The 22,941-nt window shown below is 65.6% G+C and carries 20 protein-coding genes; 10 read left to right on the top strand and 10 right to left on the bottom strand.

Annotated elements, in window-relative coordinates:
* Positions 1–165: 165 nt before the first annotated feature.
* The 3 genes from QTH97_RS10220 to QTH97_RS10210 all read left to right on the top strand — a co-directional run bounded on the left by QTH97_RS10220 (position 166) and on the right by QTH97_RS10210 (position 5,147).
* Positions 166–3,081, top strand: a complete 2,916-nt coding sequence (locus tag QTH97_RS10220; protein WP_286568028.1) for a ribonucleoside-diphosphate reductase subunit alpha — start codon at positions 166–168, stop codon at positions 3,079–3,081.
* A gap of 150 nt (positions 3,082–3,231) precedes the next feature.
* Positions 3,232–4,479: a ribonucleotide-diphosphate reductase subunit beta gene (locus tag QTH97_RS10215; RefSeq protein WP_286568027.1), complete on the top strand. Its 1,248-nt coding sequence runs from the start codon at positions 3,232–3,234 to the stop codon at positions 4,477–4,479.
* Between the two features lie 197 nt (positions 4,480–4,676).
* Positions 4,677–5,147 carry a histone H1-like DNA-binding protein gene (locus QTH97_RS10210; protein WP_286568026.1) on the top strand — a complete coding sequence of 157 codons (471 nt, stop codon included), beginning with the start codon at positions 4,677–4,679 and terminating at the stop codon, positions 5,145–5,147.
* Positions 5,148–5,222: 75 nt separating this feature from the next.
* Here the strand turns inward: QTH97_RS10210 and QTH97_RS10205 are convergent, their stop codons facing one another.
* From QTH97_RS10205 to QTH97_RS10175, 7 genes are all read right to left on the bottom strand, one after another.
* Entirely contained in the window at positions 5,223–6,125 is a 903-nt protein-coding gene (locus tag QTH97_RS10205) for a carbohydrate kinase family protein (protein WP_286568025.1), read from the bottom strand.
* Positions 6,126–6,176: 51 nt separating this feature from the next.
* Positions 6,177–7,454, bottom strand: a complete 1,278-nt coding sequence (locus tag QTH97_RS10200; protein ID WP_286568024.1) for a zinc-ribbon and DUF3426 domain-containing protein — start codon at positions 7,452–7,454, stop codon at positions 6,177–6,179.
* A gap of 44 nt (positions 7,455–7,498) precedes the next feature.
* The gene (prmA, locus tag QTH97_RS10195; protein WP_286568023.1) at positions 7,499–8,383 is read right to left on the bottom strand and encodes a 50S ribosomal protein L11 methyltransferase; all 885 of its coding nucleotides are present in this window, start codon (positions 8,381–8,383) and stop codon (positions 7,499–7,501) included.
* 150 nt (positions 8,384–8,533) lie between these two features.
* Positions 8,534–9,883: an acetyl-CoA carboxylase biotin carboxylase subunit gene (gene accC / locus QTH97_RS10190; protein WP_286568022.1), complete on the bottom strand. Its 1,350-nt coding sequence runs from the start codon at positions 9,881–9,883 to the stop codon at positions 8,534–8,536.
* A gap of 2 nt (positions 9,884–9,885) precedes the next feature.
* Complete coding sequence (accB, locus tag QTH97_RS10185; RefSeq protein ID WP_286568021.1) at positions 9,886–10,353, bottom strand: acetyl-CoA carboxylase biotin carboxyl carrier protein; 468 nt, start codon at positions 10,351–10,353, stop codon at positions 9,886–9,888.
* A 109-nt stretch (positions 10,354–10,462) separates the two neighbouring features.
* A complete protein-coding gene (locus QTH97_RS10180) occupies positions 10,463–10,954 on the bottom strand; it encodes a TlpA family protein disulfide reductase (RefSeq protein WP_444813414.1) in 492 nt (163 codons plus the stop codon).
* 38 nt (positions 10,955–10,992) lie between these two features.
* A complete protein-coding gene (locus QTH97_RS10175) occupies positions 10,993–11,586 on the bottom strand; it encodes a hypothetical protein (protein WP_286568019.1) in 594 nt (197 codons plus the stop codon).
* 67 nt (positions 11,587–11,653) lie between these two features.
* Here QTH97_RS10175 and mpl point away from each other — a divergent pair, with 67 nt between their 5' ends.
* Complete coding sequence (gene mpl, locus QTH97_RS10170; RefSeq protein WP_286568018.1) at positions 11,654–13,057, top strand: UDP-N-acetylmuramate:L-alanyl-gamma-D-glutamyl-meso-diaminopimelate ligase; 1,404 nt, start codon at positions 11,654–11,656, stop codon at positions 13,055–13,057.
* Positions 13,054–13,569, top strand: a complete 516-nt coding sequence (locus QTH97_RS10165; RefSeq protein WP_286568017.1) for a cupin domain-containing protein — start codon at positions 13,054–13,056, stop codon at positions 13,567–13,569. Before mpl ends, QTH97_RS10165 begins: the two co-directional genes overlap by 4 nt.
* Before the next feature lie 18 nt (positions 13,570–13,587).
* Here the strand turns inward: QTH97_RS10165 and QTH97_RS10160 are convergent, their stop codons facing one another.
* The 3 genes from QTH97_RS10160 to rodA all read right to left on the bottom strand — a co-directional run bounded on the left by QTH97_RS10160 (position 13,588) and on the right by rodA (position 17,639).
* A complete protein-coding gene (locus tag QTH97_RS10160) occupies positions 13,588–14,706 on the bottom strand; it encodes a 3-deoxy-7-phosphoheptulonate synthase (RefSeq protein WP_286568016.1) in 1,119 nt (372 codons plus the stop codon).
* A 201-nt stretch (positions 14,707–14,907) separates the two neighbouring features.
* Entirely contained in the window at positions 14,908–16,368 is a 1,461-nt protein-coding gene (gene tldD, locus QTH97_RS10155; protein WP_286568015.1) for a metalloprotease TldD, read from the bottom strand.
* A 116-nt stretch (positions 16,369–16,484) separates the two neighbouring features.
* The gene (gene rodA, locus QTH97_RS10150) at positions 16,485–17,639 is read right to left on the bottom strand and encodes a rod shape-determining protein RodA (RefSeq protein ID WP_286568014.1); all 1,155 of its coding nucleotides are present in this window, start codon (positions 17,637–17,639) and stop codon (positions 16,485–16,487) included.
* A 94-nt stretch (positions 17,640–17,733) separates the two neighbouring features.
* Here rodA and QTH97_RS10145 point away from each other — a divergent pair, with 94 nt between their 5' ends.
* From QTH97_RS10145 to mtgA, 5 genes are read left to right on the top strand one after another with little or no spacing between them, the layout of a single operon-like run.
* A complete protein-coding gene (locus QTH97_RS10145) occupies positions 17,734–18,324 on the top strand; it encodes a YqiA/YcfP family alpha/beta fold hydrolase (protein WP_286568013.1) in 591 nt (196 codons plus the stop codon).
* A gap of 50 nt (positions 18,325–18,374) precedes the next feature.
* Positions 18,375–20,435: a ribonuclease catalytic domain-containing protein gene (locus tag QTH97_RS10140; RefSeq protein ID WP_286568012.1), complete on the top strand. Its 2,061-nt coding sequence runs from the start codon at positions 18,375–18,377 to the stop codon at positions 20,433–20,435.
* A gap of 19 nt (positions 20,436–20,454) precedes the next feature.
* Positions 20,455–21,312 (top strand): energy transducer TonB, encoded by an 858-nt coding sequence (locus QTH97_RS10135; RefSeq protein WP_286568011.1) that lies wholly within the window; start codon positions 20,455–20,457, stop codon positions 21,310–21,312.
* 11 nt (positions 21,313–21,323) lie between these two features.
* Entirely contained in the window at positions 21,324–22,166 is an 843-nt protein-coding gene (gene aroE / locus QTH97_RS10130; RefSeq protein WP_286568010.1) for a shikimate dehydrogenase, read from the top strand.
* Complete coding sequence (mtgA, locus tag QTH97_RS10125; protein WP_286568009.1) at positions 22,163–22,912, top strand: monofunctional biosynthetic peptidoglycan transglycosylase; 750 nt, start codon at positions 22,163–22,165, stop codon at positions 22,910–22,912. The genes aroE and mtgA overlap by 4 nt, the downstream gene beginning before the upstream one ends.
* Positions 22,913–22,941 lie beyond the last annotated feature (29 nt).

Genomic DNA, 22,941 nt, shown 5'->3' with positions numbered 1-22,941 from the left:
CATCAACAAGATTCACAGTCGTTGTAGATTGTCGAAAACACTATATCTAGTGGCTTGTTGCCCCCTTGGACCCCAGATATAGTGTGCCCTGCCCGGCGCTTACCGCCCGGAATATTGGCCAACACGGCACCGGCCGTCCCAACAAGAATTGCCAACGAGGATCGAATGCAAACTGCCCTGACCCCCCCTACCACTGCCCGCGCCGTTCCCTCGACGCCGCAAAACCGCGACGTCGCCGGCTCGCCCGCCGGCAACGCGCTCGCCCACTACCAGATCATTCGCCGCAACGGCGCGGTCGTGCCTTTCGAGCCGAACAAGATCGCCATCGCGATGATGAAAGCCTTCCTCGCGGTGCATGGCACGCAAGGCGCGGCTTCCGCCAGCGTGCGCGAAACGGTCGACAACCTGACCCAGGGCGTAGTGCGCGCCATGGTCCGCTCGCGTCCGGGCGGCGGCACCTTCCACATCGAGGACGTGCAGGACCAGGTCGAGCTCGGCCTGATGCGCGGCGGCCACCACGAGATCGCCCGCGCCTACGTGCTCTACCGCGAACGCCGTTCTCAAGAACGCACGAAGCAAGGCGATGCGGACACGCCGGTGACCGTCTCCACCTTGCACGTGCTGGACCGCGGCGAGCGCGTGGCGCTTGACCTGAACGAGCTCAAGGAACTGATCGAATCCGCCTGCACCGGCCTGGGCGACAACATCACCGCCGGCCCGATCGTGGCCGAGACGATGCGCAATCTGTACGACGGCGTTCCGCTCGACGAGGTCTACAAGGCCTCGATCCTCGCCGCCCGCACGCTGATCGAGAAGGACCCCGACTACACCTTCGCGACCGCCCGCCTGCTGCTGCACACGATCTTCAAGGAAGTGATCGGCCGCGAAGTGCCGCCGGCCGAACGGGCCCAGGCCTATGCCGACTACTTCCCGCAGTTCATCAAGAAGGGCGTCGACAACGAGTTGCTCGACGAGAAGCTGCTGCAGTTCGACCTGGCCCGCCTGGGCGCCGCGCTCAAGCCCGAGCGCGACATGCAGTTCGACTACCTCGGCCTGCAGACGCTCTACGACCGCTACTTCCTGCACGTGCGCAAGACCCGCATCGAGCTGCCGCAAGCCTTCTTCATGCGCGTCGCGATGGGCCTCTCGCTCAACGAGATCGACCGCGAAGCCCGCGCGATCGAGTTCTACGAGGTGCTGTCCTCCTTCGACTTCATGTCCAGCACGCCGACGCTGTTCAACAGCGGCACGCTGCGCTCGCAGCTGTCGAGCTGCTACCTGACGACCGTGCCCGACGACCTCGACGGCATCTACGAGTCGATCAAGGAAAACGCGCTGCTCTCCAAGTTCGCCGGCGGACTGGGCAACGACTGGACGCGCGTGCGCGCCCTCGGCAGCCACATCAAGGGCACCAACGGCGAATCGCAGGGCGTCGTGCCCTTCCTCAAGGTGGTCAACGACACCGCCGTCGCGGTGAACCAGGGCGGCAAGCGCAAGGGCGCGGTCTGCACCTACCTGGAAAGCTGGCACCTCGACATCGAGGAATTCCTGGAACTGCGCAAGAACACCGGCGACGACCGCCGCCGCACGCACGACATGAACACGGCGAACTGGATTCCCGACCTGTTCATGCGCCGTGTGATGGAAAACGGCAACTGGACGCTGTTCTCGCCTTCCAACGTGCCCGACCTGCACGACAAGTTCGGCGCGGACTTCGAGGCCGCGTACGTTGCCTATGAAGAGAAGGCCGCGCGCGGCGACCTGAAGCCGAGCCGTACGCTGCCGGCCACCGACCTGTGGCGCAAGATGCTCACGATGCTGTTCGAGACCGGGCATCCGTGGATCACCTTCAAGGACGCCTGCAACGTGCGCTCGCCCCAGCAGCACGCCGGCGTGGTTCACTCGTCGAACCTCTGCACCGAGATCACGCTGAACACCAGCGACACCGAGACCGCCGTCTGCAACCTCGGCTCGGTCAACCTGCTGCAGCACCTGAAGGACGGCAAGGTCGACCAGGAAAAGCTTAAGCGCACCATCTCGACCGCGATGCGCATGCTCGACAACGTGATCGACATCAACTACTACGCGGTCAAGAAGGCGCGCGACTCGAACCTGCGCCATCGCCCGGTCGGGCTCGGCCTGATGGGCTTCCAGGACGCGCTGTATGAACTGCGCATTCCCTACGCCTCGCAGGAAGCCGTGCAGTTCGCCGACGAATCGATGGAAGCAATCTGCTATCACGCCTACTGGGCATCGACCGACCTGGCGCGCGAACGCGGCAAGTACTCGAGCTACAAGGGCTCGCTGTGGGACAAGGGCGTGCTGCCGCCCGACACGCTCGAACTGCTCGAGAAGGCACGCGGCGGCTACGTCGAAGTCGACCGCTCCGCCACGCTCGACTGGGACGCGCTGCGCCAGAAGATCAAGGCCGACGGCATGCGCAATTCGAACTGCGTCGCCATCGCACCGACCGCGACCATCTCGAACATCATCGGCGTGGATGCCTCGATCGAGCCCTGCTTCGGCAACCTGTCGGTCAAGTCCAACCTGTCCGGCGAGTTCACCGTCATCAACCACTACCTGGTGCGCGACCTCAAGCGCCTGGGCCTGTGGGACGACGTGATGGTGATGGACCTGAAGCACTTCGACGGTTCGCTGCGTCCCATCGACCGCGTGCCGCAAGACGTGAAGGCGCTCTACGCCACCGCGTTCGAGATCGAGACCACGTGGCTCGTCGAGGCCGCTGCGCGTCGCCAGAAGTGGATCGACCAGGCGCAGTCGCTCAACATCTACATGGCCGGCGCGTCAGGCAAGAAGCTCGACGACACCTACAAGCTCGCATGGCTGCGCGGCTTGAAGACCACCTACTACCTGCGCACGCAGAGCGCCACGCATGCCGAGAAGTCCACTGTTCAATCGGGTCGGCTCAATGCCGTGTCCTCGGGCGGCAGCGATGCATCGCAAGGCATGAGCGCACTCGAAGCCGCAGCACGCGCAGCGCAAGCGCAGCTGAATGCGATCCCCGCAACCGACATCGCGTTCTGCGGCGTCGACGATCCGACGTGCGAAGCATGCCAATGATGTCGGCATGAAGTGGAGGTCGTTCGCGGCATTGCCTGACAAATTGCGATGCATGCGAACAACATAACGACAACATAATTGGAGCGCGATGTGAAGGAGCACTTTGCAACTCACATCGTTGCTCACATAATTTGAGCATTGGATTTTTCTATGTTGACCTGGGACGAAGAAGTCAAGCCCTCCTTGCCAAAGGATCTGCAACAAGGATTGCGGCACACATCGAACAGCGGCACGCAAGTCGGCCGCTCGACGGAGTTTCCGACTTCGCAAATTGCCTCCCCCTTCTCATCTGCTTCTTCCGCTTCGCCCGTCGCGCGCACGCTCGATGACGGCGCAGCAGTGCGGCCTGCGCAAGCAGCAACGGCCGTCGCACCCGTGGCGCATCGCGTCAAGGCTGCCGACAAGCGCATCATCAATGGCCAGACCGACGTCAACCAGCTGGTGCCGTTCAAGTACAAGTGGGCGTGGGAAAAATACCTCGCCACCTGCGCCAACCACTGGATGCCGCAGGAAGTGAACATGACGCGCGACATCGCGCTCTGGAAAGACCCCAACGGCCTGACCGACGACGAGCGCCGCATCGTCAAGCGCAACCTCGGCTTCTTCGTGACGGCCGACTCGCTGGCCGCCAACAACATCGTGCTGGGCACCTACCGCCACATCACGGCGCCCGAATGCCGCCAGTTCCTGCTGCGCCAGGCCTTCGAGGAAGCGATCCACACGCACGCGTACCAGTACATCGTCGAGTCGCTCGGCCTGGACGAGAGCGAAATCTTCAACGCCTACAACGAAGTGCCGTCGATCCGCGAGAAGGACCAGTTCCTGATCCCGTTCATCGACGCCATCAGCGACCCGAACTTCCACACCGGCACGCACGAGAACGACCAGACCCTGCTCAAGTCGCTGATCGTCTTCGCCTGCCTGATGGAGGGGCTCTTCTTCTACGTCGGCTTCACGCAGATCCTCGCGCTGGGCCGCCAGAACAAGATGACCGGCGCCGCCGAGCAGTACCAGTACATCCTGCGCGACGAGTCGATGCACTGCAATTTCGGCATCGACCTGATCAACCAGCTCAAGCTCGAGAACCCGCATCTGTGGACGGCCGAGTTCAAGGCCGAGATCAAGGCCCTCTTCATGAAGGCCGTCGAGCTCGAATACCGCTATGCCGAAGACACCATGCCACGCGGCGTGCTCGGCATGAATGCCTCCATGTTCAAGGGCTACCTGCGCTACATCGCCAACCGGCGCGCGCAGCAGATTGGCCTCGAAACGCTCTTCCCGAACGAGGAAAACCCGTTCCCCTGGATGAGCGAAATGATTGACCTGAAGAAGGAGCGCAACTTCTTCGAAACCCGCGTGATCGAGTACCAGTCGGGTGGTGCGCTCTCCTGGGATTGAATCGTTCCGACAAGAATAAAAGTGAATTCAAGAATAGTCCTCGCCGACGAACTGCGCCAGAGAGCGCGGCATCGGTGAGGGCACAGGTGTTCATGGTGCTGGGGCTTGCTCCAACGCCATGAATCGCTTCACGCTGACCAACATGCGTGGAGTGCTTCAAAAGGTTGATTTTTCAACTTGATCAAGGAGAAATAGAAATGGCAACTGCAAAGAAAGCGCCGGCTAAGAAAGCCGCTGCAAAGAAGGCCCCGGCGAAGAAGGCTCCGGCAAAGAAGGCCGCTGCCAAGAAGGCGCCGGCCAAGAAGGTCGTAGCCAAGAAGGCGCCGGCGAAGAAGGTTGCAGCCAAGAAGGTTGCTGCCAAGAAGGCCCCGGCGAAGAAGGCTCCTGCCAAGAAGGTAGCCGCCAAGAAGGCGCCGGCGAAGAAGGCCGCAGCCAAGAAGGCTCCTGCGAAGAAGGCGCCGGCGAAGAAGGCTGCCGCCAAGAAGGCCCCTGCGAAGAAGGCTGCGGCGAAGAAGCCCGCTGCCAAGAAAGCAGCGAAGAAGCCCGCTGCCAAGAAGGCCGCCAAGGCGCCCGCGAAGGCTGCCGTCGCCCCTGCCCCTGCTCCCGCAGCGCAGACCACGTTGAACCCGCAGGCAGCTTGGCCGTTCCCCACGGCCAGCAAGCCCTGAGTCGTTCAGCGGCCTTGAAGGCAAAAGCCCGGCACCGCAAGGTGCCGGGCTTTCTTGTTTGTGGCGCGCGCCTCGTCAGAGTCCGACGGCCTTCAGGTCCACCTTGTAGTTCTGCGGCCCGCGCTGCGCGATCTTGAGCGCGCCCAACTGGTTGCCCAGCGCCGCGCAACGCGCAAGCGGCCACCCCTGTTCCAGCCCGAACAGCAACGCGCCGCGCCACGCGTCGCCGCAGCCGGTCGGCTCGACCACGGCTGTCGGCGTCACCGCGGGCACGTGCTCGCGCTCGCCGTGGGTCCAGACCTCGCAGCCTTCGGCGGCCTGGGTCACGACCAGACCGCGCACGCGTTTCGAGATCTCGGCAAGGCTCCAACCGGTGCGCTGCGAAAGCATCTTTCCTTCGTAGTCGTTCACCACCACCCAGCTGGCCTGGTCGACGAAGTGGGCGAGTTCCTTGCCGTCGAACATCGGCAGGCCCTGGCCCGGATCGAACACGAAGGGAATACCGGCCGCCTTGAATTGCTCCGCGTGCTGCAGCATCGCGTCACGGCCGTCCGGCGCCACGATGCCCAGCTTGATGTCCTCGCGCGCTGCAACGCGCGTGATGTGAGCCTGCTGCATCGCGCCAGGATGGAACGCCGTGATCTGGTTGTTGTCCCGATCGTTCATGATCATGGCTTGCGCCGTGAAGGTGTCATTCACCTGCCGCACGAACTCGGTGCTGATGCCCAGCGAGCGCAGGCGCTCGAGATAGTCGCCGCCATCGCTGCCGACCGTCGCCATCGGCAGTGCCGTGCCGCCGAGCGCATTGAGGCTGTAGGCGATGTTGCCCGCGCAGCCGCCGAAGTCGCGGCGCAGGCCAGGCACCAGGAAGGACACATTCAGGATGTGCAACTGGTCCGGAAGGATCTGGTCCGCGAAGCGGCCCTCGAAAGTCATGATCGTGTCGAACGCGAGGGAACCGCAAATTACTGCTGCCATGGATGATCCGTTGAACCGTTGGTTGGATGGAAAGCAAGGCGCCGCTACCGCTCAGGGGTAGAGCGTCTCGACACGAAAGCCCGCGACCGGCGGCATCATCGCCGCCTCGGGTCCGGTGAGCTTGAGCGACAACGACGCCGCGCGTTCCGCGCGTGCCGGCAGGATCGACGGCGCTCCGAATTCCGAAGGCATGATCACGCGCCGCACCACGGCCCGCTCCTGCGTGTCGAGCAGGGACAACTCGACGGCGGGCATCGCGAGCGGCACGTCGGCGGAGTTGCGCAAGGTGAAGCTGAGATGGAAACCTTCGTCGCTCTTCTCGCGCGAGAAGGAGGCGCCGTCGACCTTGATATCGTTGATCTGCCGAAGCGCGGAGAGTTCGCAGCCCAGCGCCCGGCACATCGACGCCACCGCCGGCCGCCATCCCGGCTGACGCGCGACGATAAGATCGCGCTCCTGGTAGACCACCTGCCCGATCAGAAGCAGTGCGGCGAGGACGGCCACCGCCACCATCGAGCGCCGAACCGCGGGACGCAGCCAGAAGTCCGATCCCGCCGCACCCATGAAAGAAGGCGCGCCACGAACAATTTCGACCGGCAGCGGCTCCGGCTCGCTGGCCGCCACGACGAGCGGCGCCGTCTCGACCGTAGCGGCTTTCTGTTCACGGGCCTTGGCCTTGGCGATCTTGGCCGACTTGACGCGTGCACGACGCAGTGCCTTCTGCAGCTGCGCATTGCTCGTGTCATCTGCACTTGGCTCGGCCTCGGAGGCGCTCGGAGGAGGCGTGGGCACGGACGCCGGCAAGGACAGATCGATGTCCGGGAACGACAGTGGCGGCGGCACAGGCGGACGCACGGCGGTGCGGCCTTCATCGTCCAGGTTCAGCAGGTCCGCATCAGGCCATGGTTCGTTCGCGACGACGCCGGCGAAAGACAGCGTCGCGTTCTCTGCAGGCTCAGGAGGTGGGACGTCTGAGGGATTCTCCTCGTCGCTCGCCGGCACCGCATGATGGTCGTCTCCGAGAAAGTCAAGCTCCGCGACGTCATCCGCGCGGACGTCGGTATCCGGCGCCGCCGCGCGTTCCGGCACCTGCTCCCGTTCGACAGGGGATTGCTCGATCGAGGGGCCGTCTTCGACAGGCGTCGATGCAGGGACAGGGACGGGGACGGTCGCAGACGGCGCCGAGCCGGGACTCTCCCGAAGATCGAGGGTTGCATCGAAGACCTGGCTGCAGCGACCGCAGCGCACCCAGCCATCCGAGATGCGAAGCTGGTCCTTCACCACCTTGAAAGTGGTTTCGCAGGCGGGGCAGCGCGTGACCAGGCTCATGTGGCGGCGATTGTAAAAGCTGGTTGCGCGCGGCCTCGCGCCAACTAGATCTTTGCGGTCATCAGGATCCAGCCGTCCTCGCTGTCGCTCACTTCCAGCGAGGCGTACTGCGCATAGGCGAGTTTCAACTCATCTGCCTGGCGCTCGAGAATGCCGGCGAGCACCAGCGCGCCGCCCGGAGCGACGTAGTCGCACAGCAGGGGCGCCAGCACCTTGAGCGGCGTCGCAAGGATGTTCGCGAGCACGACGTCATAGCGTCCGTTCGCCGCATCGGGCAGGCCCGCATTCAACTGCACGCCATTCGCCTCGGCATTGAGCCGCGTCGACTCGACTGCTGCGTCGTCGATATCCACCGCATCGATCTCGCTAGCGCCGAACTTCGCCGCGCCGATCGCCAGAATGCCGGAGCCGCAACCATAGTCGAGCACGCGTTGCCCCATCGGATGCCCGCGCCTGGCGATCCATCGCAGGCACATGCGCGTGGTCGGATGCGTCCCGGTCCCGAACGCGAGTCCCGGATCGAGCCGGATGATCTGCCGCGCCTGCGCAGGTGGCTCATGCCAGGTCGGCACGATCCAGAATTCCGGCGTGACCTCGACCGGCGCGAACTGCGACTGCGTCAGCCGCACCCAGTCCTGCTCCGGCACGTCCGCCAGCCCCAGAAGGCGGCAATCGGCAAAGAAGTCCTGCGCTTCCAGCAGCGCAGCCGCCTCACGAGCAAGCTGCTCCGTGGAGAACAGGGCGATCACGCGCGACCGTTGCCAGCCCTCCTTGGGCGGCGGCATGCCCGGCTCGCCGAACAGCGCCTGCTCCGCATCGGTCTGCGCATCTGCATCCTCGACCGAAACGCTCAAGGCATCGAGCGCATCCAGCGCATCGCTGACGGTTTCGACCAGTTCCTCAGGCGCCATCAGACGAAGTTCGAACATAGAAGTCCCTCTTTCTTCATAGTCAGAGGCCAACGCCCCGGAAAGCAATGCCCGCCCCAAAACACCGCGAGCCGGCTCGGCCGGCTCGCTGGTGTACCCCCCGGCGAGGGGGCGGGCGTAGCGACACGCAGTGCGCGAAGCCTCGCGAGCTCAACGCTTATGCGCGGCCAGCCACTCTTCCAGGTAGTGAATGTTCGTGCCACCGCCCATGAACTTGGCATCGACCATCAACTCGCGATGCAGCGGCATGTTGGTCTGGATGCCTTCCACCACCGTCTCGTTCAGCGCCGTGCGCATGCGCGCCAGCGCCTGCTCGCGGGTGTCGCCGTGCACGATGATCTTGCCGATCATGGAGTCGTAGTTGGGCGGCACGAAGTAGTTGGTATAGATGTGCGAATCCACGCGCACGCCCGGTCCGCCCGGCGGGTGCCACATCGTGATGCGGCCCGGCGACGGCGTGAACTTGTACGGATCCTCCGCATTGATGCGGCACTCGATCGCGTGGCCCCGCATCTCGATCTGGCGCTGGGTGAAGGGCAGCTTCTCGCCCGCCGCCACCATGATCTGCGTCTTCACGATGTCGATGCCGGTCGTGAACTCCGTGACCGGATGCTCCACCTGCACGCGCGTGTTCATCTCGATGAAATAGAACTCGCCGTTCTCGTAGAGGAACTCGAAGGTGCCCGCACCGCGGTAGCCCAGCTTCTTGCAGGCTGCGGCGCAACGCTCGCCGATCTTCTCGATGAGCTTGCGCGGAATGCCCGGCGCCGGCGATTCCTCGATCACCTTCTGGTGACGCCGCTGCATCGAGCAATCGCGCTCGCCCAGGTAGACGGCGTTCTTGTGCTTGTCGGCGAGGATCTGGATCTCGATGTGGCGCGGGTCCTGGAGAAACTTCTCCATGTACACGGCCGGATTGTTGAAGGCTGCGCCCGCCTCTGCCTTCGTCATCTGGATGGCATTGACCAGTGCGGCCTCGGTGTGGACCACGCGCATGCCGCGCCCGCCGCCACCGCCCGCCGCCTTGATGATGACCGGATAGCCGATGGCCCGGGCGATGCGCTTGTTGGTGGCCGCGTCGTCCGACAGTTCGCCCTCGGAGCCGGGCACGCAAGGCACGCCCGCCTTGATCATGGCCTGCTTGGCCGACACCTTGTCGCCCATGATGCGGATCGACTCGGGCGTGGGGCCGATGAACTGGAAGCCGCTCTGCTCCACGCGTTCGGCGAAGTTGGCGTTCTCGCTCAGGAAGCCGTAGCCCGGATGGATGGCTTCGGAGTCAGTCACCTCGGCGGCCGAGATGATCGCCGGCATGTTGAGGTAGCTCTGCGAAGAAGGCGCGGGACCGATGCACACGGCCTCCTCCGCCAGCTTGACGTATTTGGCCTCGCGGTCGGCCTCGGAATAGACCATCACGGCCTTGATGCCGAGTTCGCTGCAGGCGCGCTGGATTCTTAAGGCAATCTCACCACGATTGGCGACCAGTATCTTCTTGAACATGGTCACTCGATGATGAACAGCGGCTGTCCGTATTCGACCGCCTGGCCGTTCTCGCCGAGGATCTGGGTGATGGTGCCGGACTTGTCGGCCTCGATCTCGTTGAGGATCTTCATCGCCTCGATGATGCAGACCGTGTCGCCTTCCTTGACCTGGCTGCCGATCTCGACGAATGCCGGGGCGCCGGGGCTGGAGGAGCGATAGAAAGTGCCCACCATGGGCGACTTGATGGCATGGCCGGTGGAAGCGGCTTCGACCGGCGCAGCCGCAGGAGCGCCGACGGGAGCGGCAGTCGGCTGCGCCGCGATGGCAGGCCCCGCGGCCGGCGTCGCTATGGCCTGGACGTACTGCACCGGTGCGGCCACGCCGCCCTTCACGATGCGGACCTTGCCTTCGGTTTCCGTGATTTCCAGCTCGGAGATGTTCGATTCAGACACCAGGTCGATCAGTGTCTTGAGCTTGCGTAGATCCATGGGACTCCAGCGTATGCCGGTTATTAGAGTGTAACTCGCCTGAAGATCGGCTTATTTCGGCGTTTCAACGCCAACTGCGCGATTTGTGGGGCTGGATTCTAGCCGTGAACTATGCCCGCCGCCATGATTGGAGATCGCCGGCCTCGAGCTTGCCCATTTTACGCGCCGCCACGGCGCCGCTCCCGTCGACAAACAGCGTGAAGGGCAAGCCCCCCGCGGTATTGCCCAGTTGCTTGACCAGTTCGGTCCCTTGCAACCCGGCCAGCCCGATCGGGTAGCTCACCGGCGTCTTGCCCAGGAATTTTTGTACCGCGCTCGGTTGGTCGATGGCCAATCCGACAACTTGCCAACCGTTGGCCGCATTTTCGCGGAAAAAGGCGTCGATCATCGGCATTTCCTCGACGCAAGGGGGACACCAGGTCGCCCAGAAATTGACGATCAGCGGCTTGCCGCGCAAGGCGTCGAAAACCAGTTCACCGCCTTCCGGGCGCTCGAAGCGCTGCGACCAGAAGCCGTCATCCAGGCGTTCACCTCCTCCGCGTGCGGCTTGGCTTCGCCAGAAGGCACCCCCCGCCCCAGCGAGCGCCGCGACTGCGGCCACGCCACCATAAAGCCAGCCACGACGCGTTGGCCCGGAAGTCATCCGCTGTCCTTTTCGATGAGCCGCCTCAGAGCGGCCAAATTGCCTCGTGGCACGCGCCCCTGGGCGTCGTGCTTGAGCGCCCCCCTCAGATCGTCCAGGTCATAGACCAGCAGGTGCACGCCGATTTCCTCGCCAAGCGCGCGGCTGGTCGCGTGCACGCTCAAAGCTTCGACCTGCTCCCCGTGGAAGCCGGTGACCATGCGCGGCTCGTAGTCCACATGGTGATCGATGAGCGCGATCTCGGCCGACTTCGAGTCGTCGCAGAAGAGCTGGATATAGATATCCGACAAACGCGTCGCCGTGCCATGCCACACCGCGCCGCCCACGTGCGGCCGGAACTGGGCCATCCGCTCCATCCATTCCAGCGCCAGCACGCGCAGGGCGTGCAATTCCTTGGGCTGGGTGTCGGCGCAATAGAGCTGGATGTAGTCACGGACCTCGGCCTCGACTTCGTCGTTGTTCGGCAGTGCGGTGCGCACGGGCAGCCCCAGGTCGCGCAGCGCGCGGCGCTTGGCGGGCCCGTACTCCAGCCCTTCCTCGACGACGAGGCGGGCCGCAGCGGCGGCGATTTCCTGCTTGGACATGTCCATCGGTTCATTTTGCCCGCAGTACGGCCCTCGCAGAAGTCCGCATCACCTGCGTCCCTAGAATCGCCGCATGCACATTCACATTCTCGGCATCTGCGGGACCTTCATGGGAGGCGTCGCGGCACTGGCGCGCGAAGCCGGCCACCGGGTGACCGGCTGCGACGCCGGCGTCTACCCGCCGATGAGCGATCAGCTGAGAGCGCTCGGCATCGACCTGATCGAAGGCTTTGGCGCCGACCAACTGGCATTGAAGCCGGACGTCTTCGTGGTCGGCAACGTGGTGTCACGGGCCCGGCTGGCCGACGGGACGCCCAAGTTTCCGCTGATGGAAGCGATCCTCGACGCGGGCGCGAGCTACACCAGCGGCCCGCAGTGGCTGGCCGAGCAAGTGCTGCAGGGACGGCATGTGCTGGCCGTCGCCGGCACGCACGGCAAGACGACCACGACATCGATGCTGGCCTGGATCCTGGAGCGCGCCGGACTGGCGCCCGGATTCCTGGTGGGCGGGGTGCCGCTGGACTTCGGCGTGTCGGCCCGGCTCGGGCGGGGCACTTCTTCCACCTTCGTGATCGAAGCCGACGAATACGACACGGCCTTCTTTGACAAGCGCAGCAAGTTCGTCCACTACCGGCCGCGCACCGCGATCCTGAACAACCTCGAGTTCGACCACGCCGACATCTTCGATGACCTGGGGGCGATCGAGCGGCAGTTCCATCACCTGGTGCGCACCGTGCCGGGCACGGGGCGCGTGGTCGTCAATGCCACGGAAGAAAGCCTGCAGCGCGTGCTGGCCCAAGGCTGCTGGAGCGAACTCGCCCGTTTCGGCGCCGGTGGCGAGTGGCAGGCCCAGGGCTCGCACGACGCCTTCGACGTGCTGCGCCAGGGCGAGCGCGTCGGCCGGGTCGAATGGGCGCTTTCAGGCCTGCACAACCAGATGAATGCACTCGCCGCCATCGCGGCGGCCGAGCATGTGGGCGTCTCGCCCGCCGCCGCGGCCGATGCGCTCGGCAGCTTCCGCAACGTGCGCCGGCGCATGGAACTGCGCGGCACGGCGAACCGCCGGCAAGGCACTGTCACCGTCTACGACGATTTCGCCCATCATCCGACCGCAATCCGCACGACCCTCGACGGCCTGCGGCAGAAGCTCGACGCCGAAGGCAGGAAAAGCGACCGCATCCTTGCAGTCTTCGAGCCGCGCAGCAACACCATGAAGCTGGGCACCATGACGGCCCAGTTGCCCTGGAGCCTGGAAGCGGCCGACCTTTCCTTCTGCCACAGCGGCGGGCTGGACTGGGACGCCTGCGCGGCTCTCGCTCCGATGGGCGATCGCGCGCAAGTCGCAGGCAACATCGAGGCGCTGGTCGAACAGGTCGTCGCGGCCGCCCGAACCGGCGATCACATCGTCTGCATGAGCAACGGCGGGTTCGGCGGCATCCACGAAAAGCTCCTTTCCGCGTTGAACGCGACAGAATGAGCCCCATGCGAGCGAAGCAACTCATCGAGACCCTCCAGTTGCAGCCCCACCCCGAGGGCGGATGGTTCCGCGAGATGTTTCGTTCTTCGAGGCAGGTGATGCCCGCCGATGGCCGGCCGGCGCGCGACGCGCTCACCACCATCTATTTCCTGCTCGAAGCACACCAGCATTCGCGCTGGCACCGGGTGCAGTCCGACGAGGTGTGGATCCATCTCGAAGGCGCCCCGCTCGCGCTCTGGATCAGCGATGCGGCACTGCGAACCGCGCCGGCCCATGTGCGGCTGGGGCCGGTCGACGTGCACGGCATGCGGCCCCAGCACACGGTGCCGGCTGGCCAGTGGCAGGCGGCCCGGCCCATCGTTTCGCCGCAGGCGGCCGACGACGACTACACGCTCGTGAGCTGCACCGTCGGGCCCGGCTTCGACTTCAACGACTTCTCGTTCATGAAGACCGATGGCGACGAAGCCGCGCTGTTGCGCCACCACTGGCCCGACCTGGCGGCGCTGATCTGAACAGCGCCGCGGCCCGCCTCAACCGCGGCGCTGCTTGACGGCCTGCGACAGCACGTCCAGCACCTGCGTCGAATCGTCCCAGCCCAGGCAGGCGTCGGTGATGCTCTTGCCGTATTCGAGACCGGCGATCGGGTCCTTGCCCGGTGTGAACTTCTGGGCGCCGGCCGTCAGGTGGCTCTCGACCATCAGCCCGAACACGCTGCGGCTGCCGCTCGCGATCTGCCCGGCGATGTCCTTCGCCACGTCGATCTGCTTCTGGTGCTGCTTGCTGCTGTTCGCGTGGCTGCAATCGACCATGAGAGTCTGCGGCAGCTTGGCGGCTTCGAGGTCCTTGCAGGCGGCCGCGACGCTGGCCGCGTCGTAGTTGGGCGCCTTGCCGCCGCGAAGGATCACGTGGCAGTCCTTGTTGCCATTGGTCTGCACGATCGCGACCTGGCCGTTCTTGTGCACCGAGAGAAAGTGATGCCCGCGTGCAGCGGCCTGGATCGCGTCGGTGGCGATCCGGATGTTGCCGTCCGTGCCGTTCTTGAAGCCGATGGGTGCGGACAGCCCCGAGGCCAGTTCGCGGTGCACCTGGCTCTCGGTCGTGCGAGCGCCGATTGCGCCCCAGGAAATCAGGTCGCCAATGTATTGCGGCGAGATCACGTCGAGGAATTCGCTGCCCGCCGGCAGGCCCATGCGGTTGATGTCGATCAGCAACTGGCGCGCGATGCGCAGGCCCTCGTCGATGCGGAAGCTCTCGTCCAGGTACGGGTCGTTGATCAGTCCCTTCCAGCCCACCGTCGTGCGCGGCTTCTCGAAGTACACGCGCATCACGATCTCCAGCGTGCCGGCGTACTTCTCGCGCTCGGCCTTCAGGCGGCGGGCGTATTCGAGTGCCGCAGACGGGTCGTGGATCGAGCACGGGCCCATGATCACCAGCAGGCGGTCGTCCTTGCCGGCCATGATGTTGTGAATTGCGCGGCGGGTGCCGGTGATCAGCGATTCCACCGGCGTGCCGCGGATCGGGAAGAAGCGGATCAGATGCTCGGGAGGGGGCAACACAGTGATGTCCTTGATGCGTTCGTCGTCGGTTCGGCTGGTCTTTTCGACGTTCGCATACCAGGTGTCGCTGGCCGGGGCGGCTTTCGTGCTCATGTGTCGTCCTTTTCGGGTGTCTTGATTTCGCGAGGGCAATAAAAAAACCGCCGGGCTTTTGGCACCGGCGGTTTTGGGAGGTTCTGCTGTCTGCTGCTTTTACGCGCGCGCCTCTCGTCCGCCGGAAACCGGGAACCAAAAGTAGGCAAAGTAAAAAGCGCGTGCGGCGGACATAAGTCGCGAATGTAGCACAGGAAGGGCTCAGGCAGTGCCGCCGACGGTCAAGCCGTCGATTCGCAGAGTTGGCTGGCCCACGCCGACCGGCACGCTCTGGCCTTCCTTGCCGCAGGTACCGACGCCCGAATCGAGCGACATGTCGTTGCCGATCATCGTGACGCGCGTGAGCGCATCCGGACCGTTGCCCACGAGCGTCGCGCCCTTCACCGGGTACTGGACCTTGCCGTTCTCCACCCAGTAGGCCTCGCTCGCCGAGAACACGAACTTGCCGCTCGTGATGTCGACCTGCCCACCGCCGAAGTTCGTGGCGTAGAGCCCCTTCTTGATGCTCGCAACGATTTCTTGCGGCTCGCGGCCGCCGCCCAGCATGTAGGTGTTGGTCATGCGCGGCATCGGCGCGTGCGCGTAGCTTTCGCGACGGCCGTTGCCGGTGGGCTTGGCCTTCATGAGCCGCGCGTTCATCGAATCCTGGATGTAGCCCTTGAGGATGCCGTCCTCGATCAGCACATTGCGCTGAGTCGCATTGCCTTCGTCGTCGACGTTGAGCGAGCCGCGGCGGTCGGCGATGGTGCCGTCGTCGAGCACCGTCACGCCCTTGGCGGCCACTCTTTCGCCGATCCGGCCCGAGAACGCGCTCGACCCCTTGCGATTGAAATCGCCTTCCAGCCCGTGGCCGATGGCCTCGTGCAGCAGGATGCCGGGCCAGCCCGGGCCGAGCACCACGGTCATTTCGCCGGCAGGGGCGGGACGCGAATCGAGGTTGACCAGAGCCGACTTGACGGCCTGGTCCACGTATTCGGCGATGTGCTCGTCGTCGAAGTAGGCGAGCCCGAAGCGCCCGCCGCCGCCACCCGAGCCCACTTCGCGGCGTCCGTTCTGCTCGGCGATCACGGTGACCGACAGGCGCACCAGCGGCCGTACATCGGCGGCCAGCGTGCCGTCGGCGCGCGCGACCAGCACCACGTCGTACTCGCTCGCGAGGCCGGCCATCACCTGCGCCACGCGCGGATCGCGGGAGCGGGCGAGTTTCTCGACCTTTTCGAGAAGCTGGACCTTCGCGGTGCTGTCCAGCGTGGAAATCGGGTCGACCGCGCCGTACAGCGATCGGCTGGAAGCGATGCGACGCGCCGGCGCCTTGACCCGCGCCGTGCGTCCTGCGGCCGAAATCGTGCGAACCGTGCGCGCGGCGTCGAGCAGCGACGCCTCGGATATGTCGTCCGAATACGCGAACGCCGTCTTTTCGCCGCTGACCGCGCGGACACCGACGCCCTGGTCGATGCTGAAACTGCCGGTCTTCACGATGCCCTCCTCTAGGCTCCAGCCCTCGCTGCGCGTGTACTGGAAGTAGAGGTCGGCGTCGTCCACCTTGTGCGCGGTGATCTCGGCAAGCGCACGCGAGAGGTGCGTTTCGTCGAGACCAAAGGGCGTGAGCAGGAGTTGCTGCGCCGTGGCGAGGCGCTCGATGGTGGGTTCGCGAGAGATCATCGAGGCATTCTAGGGCTCGCCCCCAGGCTGCGCGCACTTCGTGTCGCTTCGCCCACCCCCTTCCGGGGGCAACACCGGCGGCCCGGCGAAGCCGGTTCCGCGGTGTTCACCGAACATCAGGACTGCATGAGCCGCTTGGCGCGGGAGATGGACATCAGGATGCCCAGGCCCAGCCCCAGCGTCACCATGGCGGTTCCGCCGTAGCTGATGAAAGGCAGCGGCACCCCCACCACCGGCAGGATGCCGCTCACCATGCCCATGTTCACGAAGGCGTAGGTGAAGAAGATCATGGTGACCGCCCCGGCCAGCAGGCGGGAGAACAGCGTCGGCGCATCCAGCGCGATCGCGAGGCCGCGGAAGATCAGGAAGGTGAAGGCCGCGATCAGGGCCAGATTGCCGGCCAGGCCGAATTCCTCGGAGTAGGCCGCAAAGATGAAGTCGGTGGTGCGCTCGGGAATGAACTCCAGGTGCGTCTGCGTGCCCTGCATGAAGCCCTTGCCGCCGACTCCACCGGAGCCGATCGCGATCATCCCCTGGATGATGTGGAATCCCTTGCCGAGCGGGTCCTTGGTCGGGTCGAGGAGCGTGCAGACGCGCTGCTTCTGGTAGTCATGCAGGATCCTCCAGTCGAATCCGTCCGCGCAAAGCTGCGATTCGAAGCTCACGATGAGCGTCACCGCCACGATGCCGATCACCACCGGCGGCACGATCAGCTTCCACGACAGGCCTGCGAAAAAAATCACGGACAGCCCCGTGGCCAGCACCAGCAGCGCGGTGCCCAGATCGGGCTGCTTCATGATCAGGCCGACGGGCACCGCCAGCAGGACCGTGGCCACCACGAAATCCAGCGCCCGCAACTGGCCTTCGCGCCGCTGGAACCACCACGCCAGCATCAGCGGCATCGCGATCTTGAGAATTTCGCTGGGCTGGATCACCACGCCTACGTTGATCCAGCGCTGGGCGCCTTTCTTGGTGATGCCGAAGAGCGCCACGGCCACCAGCAGGCCCACGCCCACGGTGTAGATCGGCACCGCGAAGGCCATCAAGCGCTGCGGCGGCACCTGGGCGACCACGAACATGATGAAACCGGCCAGCAGCATGTTGCGGCCATGGTCCATGAAGCGGGTGCCGTGGTCATAGCCCGACGAATACATCGTCATCATCCCGGCGAAGGCCAGGAGCAGAACGGCAAAGGCGAGGAAACCGTCGAAACCCTGGAACACGGGCAACAGGCGTCGCGCGAGCGAGGGTTGATGGAAAACGGCAGACATAAGAGAGCGAAAATTGGGAAGCGAATTATCGCGCCCCGCGCACCCGGGAGCGGCTCCGAGCGCAATTTCGGCCGGAGTGCCCATAATGCGCGCCATGCCGCGAACCACCCACCTGCTCTACCTGCATGGCTTTCGCTCCTCGCCCCGCTCGACCAAGGCCTCGCTCATGGCCCAGCGCGTTGCCCGCGAGCATCCCCATCTTCGCTGGTGGTGCCCCCAACTGCCACCGTCACCGCGGGAGGCCATCGACCTCGTGATGCGCGGCATCGCCGACTGGCCGCGAAGCTCGATGGCGGTGGTCGGCTCCTCGCTGGGCGGCTTCTATGCCACTTATGTCACCAGCACGACGCATTGCCGGGCGGTGCTGCTGAACCCGGCCGTCCATCCGGCCCGCGACCTGGTCCGCCAGATCGGCGACCAGACGCTCTGGCACAACCCTTCGGAGCATTTTCATTTCCGGCCCGAATACATCGGGGAGCTGCGTGCCCTCGACGTCGGCCCGCTGGCGCGGCCCGACCAGGTCTTCGCCATCATCGCGAAGGGCGACGAAGTGCTCGACTGGCGTGAAATGACCGATCGCTATCCGGGAAGCCGCATCGAGCTGCTCGAAGCCAGCGACCACGCGCTGTCGGATTTCGAGGAGCGCCACCTCGACGACGTGCTGGCCTTCATCGACCCTGTCTGAGGGTCTGCGAGCAGCCGGAATGCGCCGCAGCGCATGGGACAATCCGCGCCATGTTTGTATTGTTCGAAGAAGCCGGCAAGTACCTCGGTGGCCGCGTCCTGTCCGAGGCCGAGGCCTCGGCGCAGGTCGAACTCGAGACCGGCAAGCGCGTCAAGGTCAAGGGCGCCAACATCGTTCTGCGCTTCGAGAAGCCGGCCCCGCCCGAGTTGCTGGCCGAGGCGCGCGCCCTGGCCGCCACGGTCGATCTCGACCTGGCGTGGGAGTTCGCACCCGAGGGTGAGTTCAGCTTCGGCGAGCTGGCTGCCGAGTATTTCCAGGCCCAGCCGAGTCTGGTCCAGCAAGCCGCTGCGCTGCTCGCGCTGTTCGAGGCGCCGCACTATTTCCGCCGCGCCGGCAAGGGTCGCTTCAAGAAAGCGCCGGCCGAGATCGTCCAGCAGGCGTTGGCCGCGATCGAGAAGAAGAAGGCCGTTCAGGCGCAGATCGCCGAGTGGTCGGCCCAACTGGCCGCGGGCGAGTGCCCGGCGCCGGTGCGCGAGCAACTGTTCAAGATCCTGTTCCGGCCCGACAAGAACGCTCCGGAATACAAGGCCGTCGTCGAAGCCTCCCGCGCCACGCAGCGCGCGCCGCTCGACCTGCTGAAGCGTGCCGGCGCCATCGATTCGTCCTACCAGTTTCACTGGCGGCGCTTCCTGTTCGAGAACTTTCCGAAGGGCACGAACTTTCCGGCGCTCAGCGCGCCCGTCATCGCCGACGAACTGCCGCTGGCCGAAGTACAAGCCTTCTCCGTCGACGATTCGCAGACCACTGAAATCGACGATGCGCTGTCGGTGCGGGGCCTCGGCACCGGCACGGTGGTCGTTGGCATTCACATTGCGGCACCGGGGCTCGCGCTGGTGCCGGGCGGCCCGATCGACCAGGTGGCGCGCACGCGCATGTCGACGGTCTACATGCCGGGCCACAAGATCACGATGCTGCCCGACCACGTGGTCGAGGCCTACACCTTGCAGGAAGGGCGCGACTGCCCGGCCGTCTCCATCTACGCGACCTTCGACGAAGGCTCGCTCGCCCTGAAGGGCACCGAAACGAAACTCGAGCGTGTACCTATCGTCGCCAACCTGCGGCACGATCAGCTCGACACCGTCGTCACGCAGGAGTGGCTCGAAGATGCATCGGTCAACGCCGACAGCACGCCCGAGGTCGCCCAACGCGTGCGCGAACCGCTCTCCTTCCTGTTCCGCCTCGCGAAGCAGCTCAAGGCGCAGCGCGAAGTGGTGCGCGGCAAGCCCGAGAGCTTCAACCGCCCCGACTACAACTTCCGCCTCGTCGGCAACGACGGCGAGCCCACCGGCAACGAGCAGGTCCAGATCACCACCCGCCAGCGCGGCGCGCCGCTCGACCTGATCGTCTCCGAAGCGATGATCCTGGCGAACAGCAGCTGGGGCGGCTGGCTGGGCGAACTCGGGGTGCCCGGCCTCTACCGCAGCCAGGCCAGCCTCGCGCCTGGCATCAAGGTGCGGATGGGTACGCGCGCCCTGCCGCACGCCGGCCTTGGCGTGAAGAGCTACGCGTGGAGCACCTCGCCCCTGCGTCGCTACACCGATCTCGTGAACCAGTGGCAGATCATCGCGGCCGCCCGCCACGGCAAGACCGCGGCGTTGGCGGCGCCGTTCAAGCCGAAGGATGCGGATCTCTTCTCGATCCTCTCGGGTTTCGACGCGGCCTACAGCACCTACAACGCGCACCAGGGCGGCATGGAACGCTTCTGGACGCTCAAGTATTTGCAGCAGCAGGGCATCACCGAACTCGACGCGACCCTGATGAAGGACGTGCCGAACGGCGCGCTGGTGCGCGCCGACACGATACCGCTGGTGTTCCAGGTCACGGGAACGCAAGGCTTGCAGCGCGGCGCGCGCGTGCGCGTCAAGCTCGGCGAGATCGACGAGATCGCGCTCGACGTCCACGGCACTGTCATCGAGCGCCTCGATGCGGCGCCCGCCGAAGCGACGGCCGAGGACGAAGCCGGCGAGGACGAGGAAGAAGTCGCCGGCCCGATCGCGATCGCGGTCGACCTCACGGACAGCGAGGCTGCACCGGAGAACACGCCCGCATGAGCCCGAGGGAGACTGCCCCATGAACCTGCGCGACCTCAGCACACTGCAGATTGCGCTCGGCCTGTCGGTGATCGCCCATGCGGCCTTGCTGACGGTCCGCTTCGTCGACCCGGAGTCCTTCAACCGCGTCTTCAAGGAGACGCCACTGGAGGTCATCCTGGTCAATGCCAAGACCAACGAGCGCCCTGACAAGGCGAAAGCCATTGCCCAGGCCTCGCTCGCCGGCGGTGGCGATCTCGACAAGGGGCGCGCCACCAGCCCGCTGCCGCCCTCCACCTTCACGACGATCGGCGACGCGATGGAAGAGCAGCAGCGCCAGGTCGAGGCGATGCAGCAGCAACAGATGCTGCTTCTGGCGCAGATCAAGCAGCAGCTCGCGTCGATGCCGGTGCCCGACCCGCGCAGCCAGGGCAACCCGAGCGAATCCGCCGCGCGCGAGGAAAAGCGCCGCCAGCTCGTCAACCTGCTCGCCGAGATCGAGCGCCGCGTCAACGAAGAGAACGCACGTCCCAAGAAGCGGTATATCAGCCCGGCCACGCGCGAAGCGGCCTATGCGGCTTATGTCGATGCGCTGCGCCGGAAGATCGAGGTGCGGGGCACCGAGAACTTCCCCGAGGCCGCGGGCAAGAAGATGTACGGCGAGCTCACGATGATGGTCACCGTCAACCACGACGGCTCGATCCTCGCGACCGACGTCGTCGAAAGCTCGGGCAACCGCCTGCTGGACCGGCGCGCGCAGGCGATCGTGCGCAGCATCGGCAGCTTCGGCAAGTTCACCGACGCGATGCGCCGGCAGACCGACCAGATCGTGCTGCCCTCGCGCTTCAAGTTCACCCACGACGAGACGCTCGAGACGCAGCTTTCGTCCAGACAATGATCGGAGACGCCATGGACCTGTATTGCGTGATGGGCAATCCGGTCGAGCACAGCCGCTCACCCTGGATTCATGCGCGCTTCGCCGAGCTGACGGGCCAGTCGCTGAGCTACGGGCGCCGCCTCGCACCGATCGGCGGATTCGCCGACGCGGTGGCAGCCTTCCGTGCCGACCCATCAGGAACGGCGCGCGGCTGCAACGTCACGGTGCCCTTCAAGTTCGACGCGGCGGCGCTCGCGCAGCACCTGACGCCGCGTGCCACGCTGGCGCACGCCGTCAACGTGCTGAGCTTTCGCGAGGACGGCATCCACGGTGACAACAGCGATGGCATCGGGCTGGTCAACGACATCACGCTGCACGCGGGCGTGCCGATCGCTGGCAGCGAGTTGCTGCTGCTCGGCGCAGGCGGTGCCTCCGCAGGCGTGCTCGGCCCCTTGCTGGAAGCCGGACCGCGCCGCGTCGTGGTCGCCAACCGCACGCTCGCCAAGGCCATCGCGCTGGTCCAGCGCCATGCGGCGCTTGCGCTCCAACATCACGTCGCGCTGGAGGCGCAAGAACTCCACGCCGTGCCCGGTACCTTCGACGTGGTGGTGAACGCCACTGCGTCGAGCCTGGCCGGCGGCGAAGTACCGGTCGACGGCCGCGTGCTGAAGACCGGCGCACTCGCGATCGACATGATGTACGGCCCCGCGGCGGCCGGCTTCATGGCGTGGGCGCGTGCGCACGGCGCCGTGCCGCGCGACGGACTCGGCATGCTGGTCGAGCAGGCGGCCGAAGCCTTCGAGACCTGGCGCGGCGTCCGGCCGCCCGCGGCCACGGTGCTCGCCGAGCTGCGCGCCATCGTCGACGCGAAGTGAAGCCCTTTCTTCGTTGGCTCGGCTGTCTGCTGGTCGCGGCCTTCGCGCTCGAACTCTTCTTCATCCTGCGGATCGCCGCGATGGCGGCCATCGATCCGGAATCCACGGCCTTCCAGCGCTCCGAAGCCTGGCAGGTTGCCGTCCACGGACGCAGCAACGGCGAGCGCGACTGGAAGCAGCAGTGGGTCCCCTATTCGCAGATTTCCGACTCGCTCAAGCGCGCCGTGATCGCGAGCGAGGACAGCGAATTCATCTACCACCAGGGCGTCGAGTGGGAAGCCATCGAGCGCGCGCACCAACGCAACGCCAAGGCCGAGGAGATGGCTGCCCGGCGCGCAGCTCAGATGCGCGCACGGGGCAAGGAACCTCGCGCGCCCCAACTGCGCGGCGGCTCGACCATCACACAGCAGCTGGCCAAGAACCTGCTGCTGTCCGGCGAGCGCACCTTGCTTCGCAAAGGCCAGGAGCTGGTGCTCGCCACGGCGCTCGAAGTGATGCTGAGCAAGCAGCGCATTCTCGAGATCTACCTCAACAACGTCGAATGGGGTGAAGGCATCTTCGGCGCCGAGGCTGCCGCCCAGCACTATTTCAGGAAGCCGGCTTCGCGGCTCAACGCCGGTGAGGCCGCAAGGCTCGCAGTGATGCTGCCGAGTCCGAAACTCTTCGAACGCCGGCAAGGCTCGGGATATCTGGCGAGCCGCTCGGGCACGATCGCGGCGCGCATGCCGGCCGCGGAACTGCCGTAGGTACGCAGACGGGCACCGCTCGGACCGGC

The sequence above is a fragment of the Variovorax gracilis genome (assembly GCF_030317115.1).
GTDB classification, from domain to species: Bacteria; Pseudomonadota; Gammaproteobacteria; order Burkholderiales; family Burkholderiaceae_C; genus Variovorax; species Variovorax gracilis.
Note: the sequence above shows the minus strand (reverse complement) of the source record. Positions and strands in the feature narration are given on the sequence as shown.

Coding starts and splice junctions, on each gene's coding strand:
- QTH97_RS10210 (WP_286568026.1), top strand. CDS start 4,677: ATGGCAACTGCAAAGAAAGCGCCGGCTAAGAAAGCCGCTGCAAAGAAG.
- QTH97_RS10140 (WP_286568012.1), top strand. CDS start 18,375: ATGTTTGTATTGTTCGAAGAAGCCGGCAAGTACCTCGGTGGCCGCGTC.
- QTH97_RS10160 (WP_286568016.1), bottom strand. CDS start 14,706: ATGAGCACGAAAGCCGCCCCGGCCAGCGACACCTGGTATGCGAACGTC.
- accB (WP_286568021.1), bottom strand. CDS start 10,353: ATGGATCTACGCAAGCTCAAGACACTGATCGACCTGGTGTCTGAATCG.
- QTH97_RS10200 (WP_286568024.1), bottom strand. CDS start 7,454: ATGAGCCTGGTCACGCGCTGCCCCGCCTGCGAAACCACTTTCAAGGTG.
- QTH97_RS10205 (WP_286568025.1), bottom strand. CDS start 6,125: ATGGCAGCAGTAATTTGCGGTTCCCTCGCGTTCGACACGATCATGACT.
- prmA (WP_286568023.1), bottom strand. CDS start 8,383: ATGTTCGAACTTCGTCTGATGGCGCCTGAGGAACTGGTCGAAACCGTC.
- QTH97_RS10145 (WP_286568013.1), top strand. CDS start 17,734: ATGCCGCGAACCACCCACCTGCTCTACCTGCATGGCTTTCGCTCCTCG.
- mpl (WP_286568018.1), top strand. CDS start 11,654: ATGCACATTCACATTCTCGGCATCTGCGGGACCTTCATGGGAGGCGTC.
- QTH97_RS10220 (WP_286568028.1), top strand. CDS start 166: ATGCAAACTGCCCTGACCCCCCCTACCACTGCCCGCGCCGTTCCCTCG.
- aroE (WP_286568010.1), top strand. CDS start 21,324: ATGGACCTGTATTGCGTGATGGGCAATCCGGTCGAGCACAGCCGCTCA.
- QTH97_RS10175 (WP_286568019.1), bottom strand. CDS start 11,586: ATGGACATGTCCAAGCAGGAAATCGCCGCCGCTGCGGCCCGCCTCGTC.
- accC (WP_286568022.1), bottom strand. CDS start 9,883: ATGTTCAAGAAGATACTGGTCGCCAATCGTGGTGAGATTGCCTTAAGA.
- rodA (WP_286568014.1), bottom strand. CDS start 17,639: ATGTCTGCCGTTTTCCATCAACCCTCGCTCGCGCGACGCCTGTTGCCC.
- QTH97_RS10135 (WP_286568011.1), top strand. CDS start 20,455: ATGAACCTGCGCGACCTCAGCACACTGCAGATTGCGCTCGGCCTGTCG.
- QTH97_RS10165 (WP_286568017.1), top strand. CDS start 13,054: ATGAGCCCCATGCGAGCGAAGCAACTCATCGAGACCCTCCAGTTGCAG.
- tldD (WP_286568015.1), bottom strand. CDS start 16,368: ATGATCTCTCGCGAACCCACCATCGAGCGCCTCGCCACGGCGCAGCAA.
- QTH97_RS10215 (WP_286568027.1), top strand. CDS start 3,232: ATGTTGACCTGGGACGAAGAAGTCAAGCCCTCCTTGCCAAAGGATCTG.